This window comes from Chryseobacterium carnipullorum, assembly GCF_003815695.1.
GTDB lineage: Bacteria > Bacteroidota > Bacteroidia > Flavobacteriales > Weeksellaceae > Chryseobacterium > Chryseobacterium carnipullorum.
In genome coordinates this window covers 435,136-453,933 of the sequence record NZ_CP033920.1, presented here as the reverse complement: position 1 = coordinate 453,933, position 18,798 = coordinate 435,136, and the positions used below count along the sequence as shown (strand labels likewise).

Sequence of the window (18,798 nt, the reverse complement as noted above, 5' to 3'; positions counted from 1 at the left end):
GACCAAATTATTTAAGCTGCCGCTTTTTTAAACTCTATTTTTATGAAAAAACTTTTAATACTACCCGGTCTTTTTTTTCTTTTTGTAAGCAATTCCTGCCACAAAGAAATCAAATCCGAAAAAGGCGGAATCGATGTGGTTTCCAATGTCTATTTCGATGCTTCCAAAAATCTGAACAACATCCAAAGTTTTCATTTGTCAAGCCTTAATTATTCAGGAGATTCCATTATAGAACGTATTCCGGATGTTGACGCTCCCGAAATAACCCAACAAATTTATTTCATTAAAGATTCATTATGCTATACTATTGAAAATGAAAATCCGGGAAAAATCATTCTGTCTGATATTACAAAAAACCAAAAGCCGATTTTAGTTGAAAACAAAAAAGGTGGAACACTATTTTCTCAGGAAAAAATCCCCAATTACAGAAACAGGAAAAATCTGAGTGATACCGTTTTGTTTAAGAAAAAATACAAACGATTTGAAATCAATTCACCCTGGATGTATACTCGATTTTACATTTATCCAACGGATACTATTTTACCGTACTCAATTTACAAACACGTCGAAAAAGACTACCACGGAAGACTCGAAAGAATTGATTCTTACAATAAAAAGACGGATATATTCGTAACGCTTCAATTAATATCGAGAAAAAACTGGGACAGTGAATCCAAAGAAATTTTTGAATTTAACCACTTCGTAAAAAACAGAAAAAAGTGAAAGATCAAGAATTATTTAATGAGATAATTGATAACATTTCAGTAGTTGAAGGAAATAAGAAGGAACTTATTGTTTTCACAAACAGTAAGGATACATTTTCATTTTTAGAGCTTCTTCAATTGAATAAGCAAATCAATAATAGAACACTTATTACCCTTAATTCCGGTTCAAATGCCAAAAAGTTCCTCAATAGATACCAGAATTATGATGGCAAAATATTTCTTTGTCTTACCGGAGATAGAACGGGAAATATGGTAACGCTTAAAATTCTGACAGAATTTAATGGTAAAAACATCAAAGACGTTCGTCCTTTGTATGAAATTTCTGAAAACGGGAATCAAAACCTGACCGAATATTTAAAGAATAAACTCAATCTTCAAGATAAAAATACTAATTTAGTTGAACCAAAAACTTCAGAAAATGAAAACAATGCAATTGAATCCGGAAGAACATCCAATCCTCAGCAAGTGGGAAACGGAACACTTGAACACAACACTGGAGAACATAGCCCAAAAATCCAATCCGAGCAAAACGGAAATTACGGAAGCGGACAAGCAGTGGGCGGCAACTATGCTGGAAATGGACTTGCAGGCACAGAGTGGAGCAATTTGGGAGGACGAGACCGAGGAGGACGACCCAATGACGACTCACAACAGAATGATGATGAAAAAAATGAAGGAAGAGAACATTCCTTGGGCGGAATCGTATCCGGGAGAATTGTATCCGATAGAAGAGAATCTGGAGGACGAGTTTCCGAGGTAAATGAAAATTCTACTCAAAATTATGAGTTAGAAACGCTTATCGAAAAATATAAAGGTCAAAAACTGACCAATGAACAAGTTGTGGAAGTAGTTTCTGCAGCTTGTTTTGTTTCCGACGATGACAAAATTATTCTGAAGGAAAATCTTACAATCACTGATGATTTAAAAGAGATTTGCAACCAATTCCGAAGCGGCGGAACCGCAAAAGAAGGACGAGGAATTTTAGATGAATATTACACCGATTCAAAAATTGTTGATACAGTCCGCAATTTAATCAAAGACCATTTCAAAAATCAAAAAGAAATATCCGTTTTAGAACCCAGCGTCGGAACCGGAAATTTTCTGTACACCACTCACGAATTATCGGTAAATTCTAAAATTACAGGTTTTGAAATCAATGAAACCACTGCGAAAATTGCCAAAATTCTGCATCCCGAAGCGGATATTAATCTTCGCTCTTTTGAAACCGAATTTATTGATGAAAAAGGAAATAAAAAAAAATTTTCTCAGCAATACGATTTGGTTATCGGAAATCCGCCTTACGGCGAGCATCGGGGGCTGTATAAAGGATTAGGAGAAGAGCCAAAAATTTCAAAATATGAAGATTATTTCGTAAAGCGGTCTTTAGATTCTTTAAAACCCAACGGAGTTTTGGCAATGGTACTTCCATCAGGTTGGCTGAACCGACAAAAGAATTTGCAAAATGCAAATCTTTTGGAAGCATTCCGTTTACCAAACGGAGCTTTTGCAGGAACGCAAATCGGAACAGATATTATCATTCTAAGAAAAAACAATCAAAACGTCTCTGTTGATATTTCCAGTTATTTTCAAGATAATCCCATGAAAGTTCTTGGTGAAAACCGTGAAAAAACCAATCGTTTCGGACGTTTGGAAAATTATATCCACGGAAATTTAGATGAAGCTCTCTTCAAGATTGAGCAATTTAAAAAGAAGAAGGAGACCGAAAGAATTGGAAATCTTTTTGAAGATCTATTTTTAGAAAATACTGAGCCGAACCCTATTACAAAGGCTTCACCACAGAAAGAAATTATTGCAGAGGAAAAAGACGAGTTGAATTTAACAGAAACTCAAGAAAAAATTGAATTGGCACTTTCTAAACTCAATAACATCAAGTTTAAATCTCCCACAATTACTATTGAAATTAGCAAGTATGAAAAACTTCGCAAAGATTTAATCACAAAACCAGCATCATTTTCAGAGGAAAAATTAAAAGAACTTATTGAAAAAAGTGACCGCATTATTTCCATCCACAATACTAAGTTGGACAACGAATACAAAATCCAAACAAAACCGGAAATAAAGAAAAGTATTTTAAAATATCAATTCTCAAAACAAGATGTAATTGTAAACACATCTTTGCAAAACAGTTCGGAGATTACCAAAGAACAAATTGAAGCATTTAGGGATACTTCTTATGATGGAACTTTAAACAATCGTGGTAAACACTACCAGTTTGCCAATTATATCGATGGAAATTGGGTCCACGACTTTTACTACACGGAAGGCAATATCTACGCAAAATTAGAGCAATTGGAGCGGGATTTTATTGATAAAAATGCAATTGGGGGAACGGTAGATCAGTATGAAAAGCAAAAAACATTATTAGAAAATGTTTTGCCAAAAGCAAAATCTCTTGATGAAATATTCATTAGTCCTAACCACGAATTTGTACATAAATTTGGTTTGGGTACCGTTGAGAAACTTCGTTACAATTCAGCGACAAGAAGTTCTGAACCCGTGATAGAAAATTACAATCTTGCAGAAAAATTCAAAGATTTCGTATCCGATTTGCCTAGCGAAGCCTTTGCAGGATCGTCGTCGTGGGAAGTCAAAACTTTTGTTGATAATGAAACAGTTACGGGAAGCGATAAAGAAAGAAATGCTTTAGTCCGTGAAAGACGAAAAGCCGCTGCCAATGATCTCTTTCACAAATTTGTTCGTGAAGAATTATCCGATGAATTAAGAAATCGATTTGTAAAAGATTTTAACCGTAATTATAATAATATCCACGTTCCCGACTATTCCAAATTTCCATTGTTTTCCAGAATCTATCAAAATTTTAAAGGAAAACCCTTAAAGTTAGCCGAGGTTCAGAAAGCAGGAATTGGGAGACAGACCACAAAAGGAGTAGGGCTGTTAGCGCACGAAGTAGGATTTGGGAAAACTTTATCAGGAATCCTTTCTATGCACGAAGCAATGGAGAGGGGAAATGCAACAAGACCACTCATCGTGGTTCCCAACGACAGTATTTTGAAACAATGGGTTGAAACAATATTTGAAACAATTCCCGATGCTAAAGTCAATGTTTTGGGAAATCTCGGCAAAGATTATGATCTCTCAAAATTTGACAATAAAGACGGAGAAATTACCATAGTTACTTACGAAGGTTTTAACAATATTGGATTTTCATCAGAAATTACCGAAGAGCTTTCATCAAAGTTCAACTACATCTCAGCCAGTGAACTAAAAAGTGTTACCAACACAGAGAGAGACCTCCAAATCGAACTTCAGAAAGAAAAGGAAATTGAGGGCAAGATGAAGCGCGGTAAAATCTATGATTGGGAAGATTTTGGCTTTGATCATTTGACTTACGACGAAGTTCATAACGCCAATCATATTGTTGGAAAAGTGAAAATAGAAGACCGAAGATTTGCTTCCGATTTTAGAGGGCAGAACCAACAGACTTCCAAATTAGGAATCAATACGTGGATGGCTTGCCAATATATCCAAGATAAATGTGATGGGAGGAATGTTACTTTACTCTCAGCAACACCTTTTACTAATAAACCTCTTGAATATTATTCTATTTTGTCTTTGATAGCTAATAAACGTTTGGAAGAATCGGGTTATTTTAATGTCAACACATTCTTTGAAACTTTTATGGAGGCGGATAATGATATGGAGATTGACGCGAAGGGAGATGTGAAATTCAAAGCAAATGTTCGGAGGTTTAAAAATAATTCTCTTTTCCAACAACTGCTATCGGAATTTATAGATATAAAAGGAGAAGAGGACAATCCAGAATTAATTCGTCCAAATAAAATCAACAAAGAATATAAAATTGAGCAGAATGATCTTACAAAAGAACAATATGATTTGCTCAATGAAAATTTCAGTGAAACTGAAAAAGGAGCAATTCTAACGCATATTCTCAATGCCCGATTGATTGCAATTTCGCCATACCTATCACCTTATTACACAGGATTGGAACCTTCCGATAAATTTTTTGTTGAAGATTCTCCCAAACTGAATGAGATGATGAATCTAATTAGGCAGAATAAAAAAGATATTCCTGAATCGGGACAAATTATTTATTCTGAATTAGCTGTTTCAGAGTTTCCAAAATTAAAAGACTATCTTATTGGTGAAGTGGGCTATAAGCCTGAAGAAGTAGGAATCATTACCGGGGCTACAAGCAAAAACCAAAGAATTTCTATTCAAAATGATTTTAATGTTGGGAAAATAAAAGTTGTTATTGGAAGTGAAGCCATTCAGGAAGGAATGAATCTTCAGGAAAATACAACAGATGTTTATATGCTTACATTACCCTACAATTTTACTTCATTGCGACAGGTGGAAGGACGAGCCTGGAGACAAGGAAACAAGAACGAAAATGTGCGGGTTAATTTTATGCTGACCAATGACAGTATTGATGTCTTTATGCTTCAGAAGTTGCAGACTAAGCAGGCAAGATATTTAGAAGCGATGAAAAAGGGCGCTGATGTTTTGGACATATCTGATATTAGCACGCAAGAGCTCAAAACCTCCATCATTACCAATCCCGAAACCAGAGCGAATATTGAAATTGAATTGATGAAGAAAAGGATTGAAAGTGACAAAAATAAGTACCTCGCAGATAGTGCATTTGTTTTGAGGAAATATGAAGTTTTTCTTAAAATAAAAGAAGAAGTTACAAAAGCTGAACATTCCTACAACAGAATTTTGGGGTATTCAAAAGAGGAAGGGGAGGATGCAGAATATTGGAAAAACCAGCTTCCATCTTATCAGAAAACGATTGATTTAGCTAGAGCTGAAGTTCAGAAGGCGATTGACAATTTAGCCGAAAAGGGAGTGAATGTTATAGAAATTGAAAAACAAACTAAAGCTACAGCTGATAATATCACAGAATTGGATAAAAAATTGGAAGAATTGTCAACGACTAAAGAGGGATTAATCGTTCAATATAAATTTGAAAAGGAACAGCAACTAAAAATGAATGAGAACAGAGATTACGTAAAGGAAAGGGCTGAGGAAAATATTTTTCTTTTTAAAGCATCTGAAATATTTGATACTAAACAGAATCCAATAATTGAAAGCAACCTCCTAACATCAAAGAATCTTCTTTCTGTAGAACCCGAGATAAACCCAAAAGTAAATGTGAATCAGGAACAAGGTGAATTTATATCAAGAAAAAGGTAGGTAATAAAAACTAAACTGATTCATTTAAAGCTAGTAAATTAAATATATCAAGAAGTGCTCCTGAAAAAAAATTGCATTATAATAAACCTTTATCATAAAACTGATATATGATATATTTCTTAAATTTATACTCATAACGCATTAGATGAACACAATAGAAATTTATTTCAACTCAGGTAAAATTACAGTCAAGAGTAATTGTCGATCAAAGTATGAGCTGATGCAAATTCTAAATAAAACCATTTTAGAATTTGAAAACTATGCGATAAAAAATAGACCGAATGCAAAATATGAATTCGAATATTCCTTAAAACTGAATGAAAACATTCTAAAAAAAACAATTTTTAATACAGCAATTAAATCTCATTTAAGAAATTCAAGAATAGGGTCTGCTTTAACAGAATATGAAATAGAAACGATCTTACAATTGGTAAAATTGAAAAAAGAAAGATTAAAATTTATTCGTGGATTAGGTCCAAAAGCTATAAATGAAATAGATGACTGTGTGAAAAAATTAGGATTAAAATTCGATATGTCAGATGAAGAAATATTCGTCTACTGTGAAAAAAACAGTAAAAAATAATCTATATCGTAAACAGGTTATTGTTAAAAATTTCATTAAAAATCATTGTAAAGAATGAATTTCTTGAGGATTTTTGAACAAATTTTCCAGAAAAGAATGAGGGAATTTCTTAATTATCTATATTTTTTGGGATTAAGAGGTGTCTTTTTGATATTACTTTCTGTTGAATCAAGGCAGTCAATGCTCTTTATAGGTGTTTGGAAGATATTTTATTTGAAACTTCAAATACTTAATCAGGCATTTGCTTAAGTTCACCTTCTCTCTTCCTGATAAAATCAGCAGGACTGATATTATTTACCTCAGTGAATACTTTAGAAAAGTTAGATCTGTTGCTGAAACCACATTCCTTAGCTAAAGTTTCTATAGAATAGCTTCGCCATATCTTGCTTTCATAAAGTTTTTTGGTAACATACTGGATCCTTAGGTGGTTTAAATATATATTAAAATGGTGTCCTTTATATTCGTTAACAATTTCAGATAGATAAGTGGTGTTGGTTTTCAATTTTGAGGCCAGCTTATTTTGAGTAAGCCCCTTTTCAAGAAAAAAATTAGTCTGCTCAAGAATATTCAGCTTATTTAATAGATCACTGACCATTTCTACAGATAGTTTTGAATTTTTCGGCTTATGCACAAATTCATCCTTTGGTTTTTCAGTATTATCCTGTGCTATTTTTAGAAGTAGTTCTTCATACTTTTTATGAATTTCTCTTTCTTTCCGCCTTCTGAAAAAAGTGATAGTAAAAATTAAAATAAGTAGAGACATTGAGAAGGCTGCTATTCCATAGCCATATAGCCTTGAATTCTCCAACCTTTTTTTAGCCCTCAAAAGATCTTTTGTATCATATTCTTTATGAATTTTCTCTAAAAGATATCTAAAATCGGTGGAAAGGATAAGATCAACCTTGAGAAGTTGGTTGGTGAAATACAACTCTATCTTTTCATTTTTAGTTTTTTTAGAATGATTTATCAGGATCTCGTAATTCTCCCTCACTTCGGGCAAAATAAATTGATGTTTACTAAATATGGAATCTACCTTTTTAAAATAACAAACAGCATTATTCACGTCATTTTTACTCAATAGGCTTTTGCCCTTATAAAAATATATTGCTGAGGCATTGGTAAAATCGTTTTTCTTTTCTACTCCTGCTAAAGCGTTATTAAAATTGGATATTGCCTTATCATAGTTTTTTTTCTTAAAATCAATGATACCCTGTAACTTATAAAAATAACTTCTTTCAATATAAAAGTCTATGTGAGATGAAGCTCCGGTAAGCCCTTCATCGATCAACAGGGATGCTTCGTTGAGACGATCCAGCTCAATGAGACAGATAATATTCTGATGGAGACTATTAAGATAGCCTTTCTTATTATTATACTCTAAATTTGGAAATCCAGGAGGTATCTTTTTACTGCTAAAATAATTTCTGCATTTTTCAAAAATATCCAATGTTTCCTCATGATATCCTAGATAACTTTTTACAACACCAATATGGTAAAGGTTTTTATAATAAAGATATTCATCTTTTGTATTTTCTAAATAATTCCAAGCTTTCAAATATTCATCTAAAGCAAGTTTAAATTTTTTATGATTAAAATAGAAGACCGTGCCTTTAGTTAGATAAGAAGCACCCAACAAATCTTTATCTCCGGTTTTGGAAGCCGCCCATATTATACTGTCCGCATAGTACAATTTGTGATTTGGCGAAAAGCTGATAGCATCTTTATAGGCCTGTGCTAATTCGCGATAGTTTTTTTCCTGTTTTGCTTTTTGAATATAAGGATTTAAAAAATTGAAAGCCCTTATATCGTTTTCTTCAAAATTATCGTAGCGCATTCTATAATCAGAAAATTCCTGACTATTTAGTCGGATGCAATAAAAAACGAGAACAAGTAAAATTTTCCACAAAATAAATACAATATTTATATCACAAATTTATGAAATTACCACTATAAGTCAAATATTTGCAAGCGTAAAAGTGAAAAAAAATCAATTATTAAATATTACATTATAAAAAATAACAAAAAACTTGTAAACGACTGATAATAATATAATTAAGTCCAAAATATTTATGATCTGATTTGTAAATCGTATCAGTACGATTTACAAATCAGGTCATGCTTTCCTTTTTTCAGGATCAATCCTTTTCTACATTCGTCCTAGAATTCTAAAGAAAACCGGCCGGGATTATTAACTAATTAAATCCCAAACAATGAAAAAGTATTTTTTATTTATAACTACAGGAAGTATCATCTTGTTTTTAAATTCTTGTCGTGAGCACGATACATACACTGACGAGACTGAAAAGTATGTAACTGATCAAAATACCTTTAAAAGAGATAGTACAGTCGCTAAGAAAATTGGAGAAACTGACCCTCCGAAAGATCGGGATAATTGGAGAATGAGCCAGTGAATCCGTAAAAATTGAATGGGTATGGAAAATCACAATAGTTTTCATATCAAAACTACAGAGAATCAACAATTCTGATATTCAGGATGTATCCTTTTACTTCTAACCTTTTGATTTTACATGAAATATTATGAAAAAACTGACCATCTATTTTCCTACTGGAATTGCCTACTTCTTTATACTTTTGTTCTGTTACGCCAGCATTAGTAAAATATTTGATTTTGAGAATTTCCAGGTTCAAATTGGGCAATCACCTCTGTTAAGCGCTTATGCAGGATTTGTTTCTTATGCTGTCATTATTATAGAACTGCTGATTGTGCTTGCACTCATTTTCACCAATACAAAAAGATTAGGGCTCTACGCCTCTTTGGGAATTATGGTTGCATTTACTGTATATATTTTTCTCATCCTTAATTACAGTGAATTTATACCCTGTTCCTGCGGAGGCATTTTGGAGAAAATGGGATGGATAGAACATCTGATCTTTAATATCGTCTGTATTCTTTTGGCAATGGTTGCCATCATCATCCTTGAAAAAGAGAAAGAAAGAAGACTTGCTCATTATATTTCTTTGATGATCTCGGTAATTATTGTCAATATAGGAATTGTTACCTATCTGTTTTTCTCTTCTGAGCAGATTATAAAAAAGGAAAATAATTTTACCCGCCGGTTTTTAATGCATCCAACATTAGAAAAGAAGCAATTACAGTTAAGCGATTCTTACTATTATTTTGCAGGGTATGATGATAAAAACATCTATCTCGGAAACAGGAAATTCCCCCAGACACTGCTCACCTTAGATACAGCACTTGCAGGAAAGCGGGTAACAAATATCAGTCTGGATAACATAAAACATCCATTCAGAAATATTAAACTCCAGGTTAAAGCGCCATATTATTACATTTACGACGGAACAGTACCGGTTATCTTCAGGGGCAGGCTCGGAAATCCAAAATCAAAAACCATCAGTTTTAATGAAGCTTACTTTAATCAACTGATCGTACTGGATTCACTTCGTTTTGCGATAAGGACACAAAGCAGTAAGACGAAGCAATTTGTACTGGCTGATCTTAATCTTAATTCGGCAGGTGAAAAGCTTACGCTGTATTCCGATATCCTTCAAAAACAAATCGATGGTGTTTTTGATATTGACGGAAACTTTATCACAGATGGCTTTCGTTCGCAGCTAATATACACTTATACCTACAGGAACCAGTTTATAGTGATGGATAAAGATTTAAAAGTTCAAAATCAAATGAACACTATTGATACGGTACGAATTGCTAAAATAGAATCAAAGCGCCTTGCAGACGGAATTCATAAAATGAGTGCTCCACCCTTAAAAGTCAACCTTCGTTCGGCTGTCCATAAGAACCTTTTATTCAACCAATCTGATTTGATGGGAAAACATGAATCAAAAAAAACATGGCAGGAAGCGAGTATTGTGGATGTCTATAAGACCGATGAAAATGAATACATCGGAAGCATGTACCTCTTTAAGAAAGATAGCCACGGTGTTTCTGATTTTATCGTTACCGATAAATATCTCTATGTAATTATTGACAATAAAATTATTCAGCACCAATTTACAAAACCTATAACTAAATATTTTATATCCGGAGAAGCCGAAAACCGGTCCAAAGAGTAGGCACAAATACCATTTTATACTATGAAAAAGTTCATTTTTCCAGTAGCCTTAGTCCTATTGGGTACAGGTTCAGCGTTTGCTACCAAAGTGGCAAAAGAAAACAAAAAAGCTATTGTAGCAGGTTATAGGCTTGTTAACAATGGAAACGGAACCTTCAGCTGTCTAAATGCTGAGAAAGACTGTAGTGACGAAAACGTAGGTCCTGTTTGTACGTGGACATCAGATCCAAGTGTACAACTACGTGAACTCGTATCGCCAACCATGTGTGGAACCTTATTACATGAGATCCCGCAGTAATTAAAATGAGCCGCCTCCGGTGAGGCGGCTTTTATTTTTGTGGTACAAAAAAAGAATGACAGGACTTGTCATTCTCAAAACACAAATGATAGATTAAAATATCCATTTTGAGGTAAATATATAATATTTTTTGAAACTCAAAAATTAAATAAAAACCGCATACATCATTGATTGCGTTCATATTGATTCATTTCTTTCTCTATCCACGGAATATTTTTCTCGTCTTTTAGGAAATACCTCCACCAATCTAACGTTTTAAGGTTTAAATCTTTACTTTCCTCACTTCCTATTCCCAAATCATGCTCCCTATGTGGATACATTAAAGCAATAACAGGTTTACGGTTTCTTACAAGCCCTGCAAAAAATGCCATCGTCTGGTCAGGGGTAACATTTTGATCTTTTGTGCCTGCCCACAGCAGCATCGGGGCACTTACTTTTTCAACATCATGAATTGGATTATTCTTAAAATACTTTTCCTTATTTTCCGAAAACGGAACATTCATTTCATATTGCCCATTTTCCAGTCTTGCATAATCCATGAAGCTGAAATGCGTGTTAAAGGAAAAATAAGACTTCACAATATTACTTATGGAAGCTCCTGAAAGATAGGCAACAAACCGATCAGATTTTGTGGCAATAAAATTGGTTTCATAGCCTCCCATGGAATGCCCGGTCAGTCCTATTTTCTTCTGGTCAATATTCGGATAGGTTATTAATTGATCCAGTCCGCTGTTCACACAATCCAGTGCTGAGACTCCCGTTCCCCTTTCATCATAAATAATATCTGGAAGAAATACAAAATATCCATTTTCCAAAAGCAGCCTCAAATTAAAACCATCTTCATCATAATCAGGAATTGGATAAATACCGGAGGATTCAGACTGCTGCTGGTAAATCCTCACCACCATCGGGTATTTTTTATTCAGATTAAAACCTATCGGGTAATACAGCATTCCTTTTAAGGGTGTTTCCGCTGTATTGGTATATGATAGAATTTCCTGTTTTAGATTTTTAATGATTTTATCTTCTTTTCCCGATCTGAATATTTGTGTTTTTACGGCTCCTTTATTGCTGTACCGATACAATACCGGCGGACTGTTGTAATTTTCTTCGATACTGAAAATACTGTTTCCTCCTTCATTATATTTAAAATCTTTAATTCTATTTTGAGATGGTGGAATAATAACTTCAGATTTTCCTTTTTTCCAATTAATACATGAAGTCAAATTCCTTTCTTTATCGCGTACTTTTAAAAGCATGGGCTTTTGAAGATCAACTGCTCTTAGTTCGACGCTCACATTAAACTGCCGGAATAGAGTTTCCGTTATTAAATTGCTGATTTTTACATCCTGATTCGGAGCAATATTCAGCCTTTTAACCTCTTTGGTTTTCAAATCCATCTGCCAAAGGTCATTTTCACTCTCAAAAAGAACAAACTGATTATCTGAACTAAAAACCGGCGACAGCTTACCTTTATTTTTTACAGGAATAAAAGCAGATTCGAGCGTATCATACAATACCCATCCCTTGATTTTTTCATCATAAGCACTAATATACCTTCCATCAGGACTTACAATGATCCGGTAGGTCTTTGTAAAAATACGTTCAGAAGAGCCCATCAGTTTGTCGTACAAATGCATCGAATATAAGTGGGTGCCACTGGTATAATTGAATTCTTCGTCTGAATTAAACGCTAAAAAGTAACGATCGCTTCCTATTGAGGCGTAGGATGAAAATTGATCTGTCGGAAGCTTTACCGATTCATTGAGTTTAGGATTCCAGAGCAAGTACTGATGCTGCTGAGACCCATATTTCTTTTCCCGAAGTTTTTTATCCGTTCCATACCAAATTTCCACCATTTCCTCTTTGACAAGAGGTATTCTTTTATCAAAATCAATAAGGTAAGAATTACCATTCTGAATTTCACTCACCATAACAAAATCTGCTTTCCCTGAAAAACTTTTGAAATTTTTTTTTATTGTTGAAGACCTTGTGCCAGTTTCTACGAATGTGATTTGCAAAAGATCAGAATCCCTTATTTTTTCTGTAACCGTTACATATTTTCCGGAAGGTATAAGCTCCAGTTTAGTGATTTCATTCTCCGTTGAATATAAAGTTTCTTTGTCAATGCTCTTTTTGTCATTTAATAAAACTGATACCATAGTATTTTTCATTTTCTCCAGTTTTTCGGAAACGAAAATTTTTGATTTTTTATCACTTACATAGTCCGCAACTCCGGAAGTAGAATGTATTAGTTTAGCATTCTTATCATATAGACTGAGGTTTTTATTTTTGTCTAAAATAAAATATTGGTTGCTTTTATTCAATACTTCAGCTCGTTGAATGTTTTCATACACTTTCTTCTGATTCATTTTTACATCCAAAAACTCTGCTTTTCCGTTTCCTGAGGTAAGTATATAGCCACTACCCAAAAAGAAATTCTGAGGTCTCTTAATGATGGTATGAATCACTTGATCCGGCTTGGTGGAATCAAAAACCAACACCGTATCATTATTTCTTTTGTAGATTTTATTAAGCATCACCCATCGGTTGTTCTTAGAAATTTTCATAGTTCCCAGCGTATAAAATTTAGACATCCATTGTTGTAAGGTGTCTTTATCTTTTTTATGGTGATTAGGATAGAATTTTATAGGGCTGTCTTTTAGGTTTTTCGCTTGCTGCCCTAAAGACGGTTGAAATGCCATTATACTTATTAAAAATATAATGGTGAAAAGTCTTTGAACAATCCTCTCCATGGCAGCCTTTATTACATTTCTCTTTTCCTCTGTTTCTCTTTTCATACTATATTATTTCTTTAATAGCCTGTATTCTGAGGATTAAGGTTGATATTAAGCAGGAGTTCTTTCTGAGGAATTGGAAATACCCTGTGAAAATCTTTCCAATTAGGCTTTACCGAAACAAGTGTTTGCAAACGACTGAGTCTTTTCAGATCAAAAAAGCGGTGCCCGAATTCTGTAAAAAATTCCCTTCTTTTTTCCAGTAGTATTTCATTAAGTAAATTTTCTTTGGAAACAGGATTCGTAATCACTGTCAGTCCAGCGCGTTGTCTTGTAGGATTGAGATATACTAAAGCTTCAGCCAATTTATCCTGCTGGGCTAACGCTTCTGCCAAGAGTAAATAGACTTCTTCCAAACGGAACACAACTGAATATTCCGTCGTATTATTTGACCTGTTTTTATACTTTTCTGCTCTATACCATGTATTTGCACCCACAGTTACAGCAGCTATCCAGTGTTGCTTCCTTAAGTCACCTGCCGCAAAAGCATTCACCAGATCTTGCGATAAAGTAAATGAGCTGGGAGCTGCGCCCGTAAAATAATAGATACTGGCTTCTTTTACGGCATCACCCGGATTCTTAGGCTTAAGCTGCCATAAAATATGAGTTCCGGTTTTGATAAAAACCTTGGTGATATCATTCTGGAAAGTATAGGGCGGACTTTGAATAATATTTTTTAACAAGATTTCTGCTTCCGCCCATTTTGTCAGGGTATTCTGAGCCATATAAGTTTTGGCAAGCATGAATTGAGCTACTTTTTTATTGGGGAAAATTCTTTCCGCATTGCGATAATCATCAGGGATCAGGTTTATTACGGAATTTAGATCTCCATCAATCTTTGTTAAAGCTTCATTGGAACCGATTTTAGGAAGAACTTTATTGAGATTGTAATCGGTAGTCGTCGGTAGAGGAATGTCTCCATAGATTTGCTGTAAATAGAAAAAGAGCATCGCTCTAATTAATAAAGCTTCGCCTTTCAATCTGTTCCTATCCGTTGTAGAAAGGGAAACAGATTTTTCAACTCCTTCTATAATGGCATTTGCCATATAGATTTTCTGATAAGTGGAAGCCCAATAGGCATATACCGCTGCATTAGAATCGGTATGGGTATTCTGATACAAATCTAAAATACCGTTGGTGGAAGTCGTTGCATAATACGAAAGATCATCGGTATAGGTTCCGAGGAGCTTTCCGGTCTGATCGCCCGCTAACGGCGAATTATCCCACAATCCGCTGTATAAAGCAGCCAAAGCGGCATCCGCTGTCTGCACATCCTGAAAGACCTGTTCTGAAGGTATTTGGTTTTCGGGCAAATCGACATCGATCATTTTCTCACAGGAAATACAGAAATATTGTAATAAAATGAGAAAAAGGATATAGGTTATGGTGTTTATATAGGTTTTCATTTTTTCTTTTTTAGAGTTTGTTTTTAAATAGAATATTTGCTCTTTCATTCATACTGTCAAGATTTACACATCTTTTTAGCAAGTATTTTTCAATATTTTTAATTATCATTCATCATTATCAAATACTATCAACCGTAGGCGATCAACTATTGGCCATTGTGATTAAAAGCTGATTTGCATTCCTAAAGAATAGGTTCTTAGGGGTGGTAAAAAGCCGATGGAAGAAAATTCGGGATCAATTCCAAAATATTTTGTCCATGTGTACAAATTCTGTCCCTGAAAATAAATCTTAGCTTCTTTGATGATACTTTTATTACTTTCTATCGGGATTCTGTATCCTATCTGAAGATTCTTCAACCTTATAAATGAAGCATCTGAAACACTAGCATCACTGCCCTGAAACAAAACATGGGAAGCAGTTGCTGTAGAATGATACGGTATATAATAGCCATCAGGATTTTGAGCTGACCAAACGTCAAGTGCCTCTACCGGAAGGTTGTTCATAATTCCCGGAGAAGGCATAATATAATTGTAGTTCCTGTTCTGCTGTTTCACAAACTGGAGTAAAAATGAAAGATTCCAGTTTTTATAAGTGAAACTGTTGTTAAGCCCTCCGAAAAATTCGATCCCTATATTTTTAATCACCTGCCTGTCGTCAGGGGAAGTAATTTTACCATCTTTATTATAATCCGTAAACTGGTATTGTCCGGTCTGTGGATTGATACCTTCCAGATGATAGAGCTTTACAATAGAAACAGGCTCACCAATCACATACGAATTAGTATAGGTAGAGCCCTCAAGTCCCGGAAATGCAATCAGCTTGTTTTTGGGAAAGCTGATGTTAAAGCTGGCGTCCCATTTGAAATCATCGCTGGATATAGGTTTTCCGCTCATTTCAATTTCCAGTCCTGTATTCTGCACTGTAGCATCCAGATTGGCAAGTACCGAAGTAAAGCCTGTTATTGCCGGAAGTTGGTATCCTACCAATTGATTCGAAGAACGGTTTCGGTAATAGGCTGCCGTCATGTTCAAGCGGTTATTAAAGAATCCTAGTTCCAGTGCCGTTTCCAGTTTTACCGTTTTCTCCCAACTGAAATCGGGATTAAACAATCTTGATGGGGATAATCCTACGACTCCATTATAGATAAGGGTAGATGAAGTAATAAAAGTATCCCTGTATTGGTAATCGCCTATATTATCACTTCCTGAAGAACCGTAACTTGCTCTCAGCTTTCCAAAGGACAACCATTTTAAATTGAGAGATTTGAATACATCTTCTTTGGAGAACAACCATGCGGCTCCTACCGCTCCAAAATTGACAAATTTATTATTCGGTCCGAACCTGCTGCTCCCATCTCTTCTCCCTGTAATATTTAGGATATACTTATGGCCAAACTGGTAGTTGATCCTTCCGAATACCGCGGCATATTTATACTGCGTCTTTATCAAGTCGGAAATAATCTTGGTCTGTGCCGATCCAATATTCTGGATAAAAGCATTGCTTTGGAATCCGTATCCCTGAAGCGATTGCTGATTTGTCACATCACTTTGATAGGTTCCCCCTACTAAAACATCCAGTTGATGTTTTCCTTTTTTAAATAAATAATTTAATTGAGGCTCAACAATGAATGACAATTTATTGCTGTTTGCAGTATATGCCTGTGAATACGCCGGGGTTAATCCTGATGAGGGATTGTAGATCGTATGAGGAATTAAAGACCATTCTTCAAAGATTTGATAGTTCGAACCACTGTTGAGCTTGATCTTAAAATTCGAAAAGAGTTCATATTCTGTACTCAGATTATTGAGGAATTGTAAATTTTTATTGGAATAGGTAGAGTTATAAGCCGCTACAGGATTATTAAATGTATTATTCTCCCAATTCAGGTTCCCATCTTGGTCATACAGAGTCGGAGCATTAGATGATAATATAAAAGCATTTCTTGTAACATCCTGATTCAGCACATTATTTTCCTGCATCGAAAAAAGATTCGATACATTCAGCATAAATTTCTTGTCTGACGAACGATGCGAGATATTGCTCGAAATATTGTTGGTCTTATACTTGAAATCTTTTCCAAAAACCGTGGTTTGTTCCTGATGTCCGAGACTGAGTAAAAAAGTAGTGGTTTCACTTCCTCCGCTTAAGGATAATTGGGTAATAGATTGAGAGGCGGTATTCCCGATCAGGGTTTTCGCCCAGTCTGTATTCCGGTTCTGATCCCATACTCCATTGACATCATACGCAGTGACGGGATAATTCGTGATTCCGTCATTGGCAAAAGCCTGTCTTCTTACACTCAAATACTGCTCGGTGTTCATCATTTTCAAATTAGAGAAGGCTTGGCTTAGGGCATAAGAGGTATTCAGGCTGAGCGACAGCTTTCCTTTCTTGGCTTTTTTGGTGGTAATCAAAACCACACCATTCGCTCCCCTTGAACCATAGATCGCAGTGGCATCAGCATCTTTTAACACTTCGATCGACTCAATATCACCGGGGTTGATGCTGTTAAGCGGATTAATACCTGCTTCAGGTAAAATCGCTCCTGAATAAGGTGACACGACATTTCCTCCTATTGGGATGCCATCTACAACATACAATGGCGCATTACCGTCAATACTGCTGTTGCCCCTGGTTCTAAGGCTGTTTCTTCCACGAATCTGGATATCGTAGCCACCCCCCGGAACGCCGCTGTTTTGGACAATATTAACTCCCACCATTCTTCCCTGAGCAGCAGAAAGAACATTTGTGACAGGCTGGTTTTCGATTTCTTTAGCGGAAACTTTAGCAATGCTTCCCGTTCTTTCTTTTTCTTTGACTTTGTAGTAGCCTGCATTCAAAACCACTTCTTCAATATGCTGTACTTGCTCTGTATCTGGTTTAGATAAAGGGGATAAGGTATCCGTCTTTTTCTTCAACATAGAGACTTCAGAGGTATTGTTTCGTGGAATAGTATCTGTAATTCTCCGTACCTGCGCTTGAAAAGAAATGCCTGTTACCGTCAGTATAAGGGCAAAAGAAATGCCTCCTATGCTGGTGTAGGATTTTTTCATACTTTTGAAAAGTTTTAATTCGTTAAACGATTGCTCTTTCTCTACGGTCTGCAAACTTTAAGGGAAAGGGCTTTTTTGTTGGTCTATATGGTTGATTAATTTTTACTGTCTGGTTTGTACTTTAATTGTTTTAAAGACCTTTCGGGAGGAAGTTTTACCAGTGCAGAAAACTCCCTGCCCGGACAGGTCAAAAATTAATATGAATGAAAATTAACGTCTCGTGAAAGCTGTGAAGCCGCAATGAGTTTTAAACTCAATGTAAAGTGTCATTTCTAAATGAGAAAACATTTTAATGAAATCTAAAAACAGCCGTAACCATCTGAATTATACAGACCGTTCACTTTTTTTTGTCTTTAGTAATAAATTCCCTTCGTGCTGAAAAATAATTTGGAAAATTGAAAGAAAGCGAGTACTTTTAAGGTGTGGGTTTAAAGCGTAGTCTGGCTTTCCTTTTACTATTAAAGGAATTTCGGGGTGTCGGTTATTAAAAAGTTATATGCCTATCCTGCATTTAAAGCAGGCAATGTGGTATACAGCTGTTAGTTTTTTTCTGGTTTGCTAGCGGACTACTCCGGTGGGCAAATAAGAAGAATGGTTGAAAATGTCGTTCTCATAATATTTTGTTTTTAAAAATTTTGTTATGAGTTCTGGAAGGATTACTATAAAAAATAGCGGAGGAT

General features: G+C 35.0%; 10 protein-coding genes. 6 read left to right on the top strand and 4 right to left on the bottom strand.

Translation table 11 applies throughout. The features are described from left to right. The first annotated feature begins 42 nt into the window (after window positions 1–42). The 3 genes from EG346_RS02145 (at window position 43) to EG346_RS02135 (ending at window position 6,507) form a co-directional block, all read left to right on the top strand. Window positions 43–723: a hypothetical protein gene (locus tag EG346_RS02145; RefSeq protein ID WP_123876854.1), complete on the top strand. Its 681-nt coding sequence runs from the start codon at window positions 43–45 to the stop codon at window positions 721–723. Beyond that, the gene (locus tag EG346_RS02140) at window positions 720–5,924 is read left to right on the top strand and encodes an Eco57I restriction-modification methylase domain-containing protein (protein ID WP_123876853.1); all 5,205 of its coding nucleotides are present in this window, start codon (window positions 720–722) and stop codon (window positions 5,922–5,924) included. Before EG346_RS02145 ends, EG346_RS02140 begins: the two co-directional genes overlap by 4 nt. A gap of 145 nt (window positions 5,925–6,069) precedes the next feature. Next, window positions 6,070–6,507: a DNA-directed RNA polymerase subunit alpha C-terminal domain-containing protein gene (locus EG346_RS02135; RefSeq protein WP_123876852.1), complete on the top strand. Its 438-nt coding sequence runs from the start codon at window positions 6,070–6,072 to the stop codon at window positions 6,505–6,507. A gap of 229 nt (window positions 6,508–6,736) precedes the next feature. Here the strand turns inward: EG346_RS02135 and EG346_RS02130 are convergent, their stop codons facing one another. Then, window positions 6,737–8,341: a helix-turn-helix domain-containing protein gene (locus EG346_RS02130; protein WP_123876851.1), complete on the bottom strand. Its 1,605-nt coding sequence runs from the start codon at window positions 8,339–8,341 to the stop codon at window positions 6,737–6,739. 376 nt (window positions 8,342–8,717) lie between these two features. Between EG346_RS02130 and EG346_RS02125 the strand changes: the two genes are divergently transcribed. The 3 genes from EG346_RS02125 (at window position 8,718) to EG346_RS02115 (ending at window position 10,860) form a co-directional block, all read left to right on the top strand. Continuing rightward, entirely contained in the window at window positions 8,718–8,918 is a 201-nt protein-coding gene (locus EG346_RS02125) for a hypothetical protein (RefSeq protein ID WP_123876850.1), read from the top strand. A 127-nt stretch (window positions 8,919–9,045) separates the two neighbouring features. Then, window positions 9,046–10,563, top strand: coding sequence for a MauE/DoxX family redox-associated membrane protein (locus tag EG346_RS02120; RefSeq protein ID WP_123876849.1), 1,518 nt, complete (start codon window positions 9,046–9,048; stop codon window positions 10,561–10,563). 21 nt (window positions 10,564–10,584) lie between these two features. Further along, window positions 10,585–10,860 (top strand): DUF6520 family protein, encoded by a 276-nt coding sequence (locus tag EG346_RS02115; RefSeq protein ID WP_123876848.1) that lies wholly within the window; start codon window positions 10,585–10,587, stop codon window positions 10,858–10,860. Window positions 10,861–11,024: 164 nt separating this feature from the next. Here EG346_RS02115 and EG346_RS02110 read toward each other — a convergent pair whose 3' ends face one another. The 3 genes from EG346_RS02110 to EG346_RS02100 form a co-directional block, all read right to left on the bottom strand. Beyond that, window positions 11,025–13,661: a S9 family peptidase gene (locus EG346_RS02110; protein WP_123876847.1), complete on the bottom strand. Its 2,637-nt coding sequence runs from the start codon at window positions 13,659–13,661 to the stop codon at window positions 11,025–11,027. A 14-nt stretch (window positions 13,662–13,675) separates the two neighbouring features. After that, window positions 13,676–15,064 carry a RagB/SusD family nutrient uptake outer membrane protein gene (locus tag EG346_RS02105; RefSeq protein ID WP_123876846.1) on the bottom strand — a complete coding sequence of 463 codons (1,389 nt, stop codon included), beginning with the start codon at window positions 15,062–15,064 and terminating at the stop codon, window positions 13,676–13,678. Window positions 15,065–15,226: 162 nt separating this feature from the next. Continuing rightward, entirely contained in the window at window positions 15,227–18,118 is a 2,892-nt protein-coding gene (locus EG346_RS02100; protein WP_123876845.1) for a SusC/RagA family TonB-linked outer membrane protein, read from the bottom strand. Window positions 18,119–18,798 lie beyond the last annotated feature (680 nt).

What these genes read in the sequence shown, in the direction of transcription:
- EG346_RS02145 (WP_123876854.1), top strand. Translation starts at nt 43, where the DNA reads ATGAAAAAACTTTTAATACTACCCGGTCTTTTTTTTCTTTTTGTAAGC.
- EG346_RS02130 (WP_123876851.1), bottom strand. Translation starts at nt 8,341, where the DNA reads ATGCGCTACGATAATTTTGAAGAAAACGATATAAGGGCTTTCAATTTT.
- EG346_RS02135 (WP_123876852.1), top strand. Translation starts at nt 6,070, where the DNA reads ATGAACACAATAGAAATTTATTTCAACTCAGGTAAAATTACAGTCAAG.
- EG346_RS02115 (WP_123876848.1), top strand. Translation starts at nt 10,585, where the DNA reads ATGAAAAAGTTCATTTTTCCAGTAGCCTTAGTCCTATTGGGTACAGGT.
- EG346_RS02105 (WP_123876846.1), bottom strand. Translation starts at nt 15,064, where the DNA reads ATGAAAACCTATATAAACACCATAACCTATATCCTTTTTCTCATTTTA.
- EG346_RS02100 (WP_123876845.1), bottom strand. Translation starts at nt 18,118, where the DNA reads ATGAAAAAATCCTACACCAGCATAGGAGGCATTTCTTTTGCCCTTATA.
- EG346_RS02125 (WP_123876850.1), top strand. Translation starts at nt 8,718, where the DNA reads ATGAAAAAGTATTTTTTATTTATAACTACAGGAAGTATCATCTTGTTT.
- EG346_RS02120 (WP_123876849.1), top strand. Translation starts at nt 9,046, where the DNA reads ATGAAAAAACTGACCATCTATTTTCCTACTGGAATTGCCTACTTCTTT.
- EG346_RS02110 (WP_123876847.1), bottom strand. Translation starts at nt 13,661, where the DNA reads ATGAAAAGAGAAACAGAGGAAAAGAGAAATGTAATAAAGGCTGCCATG.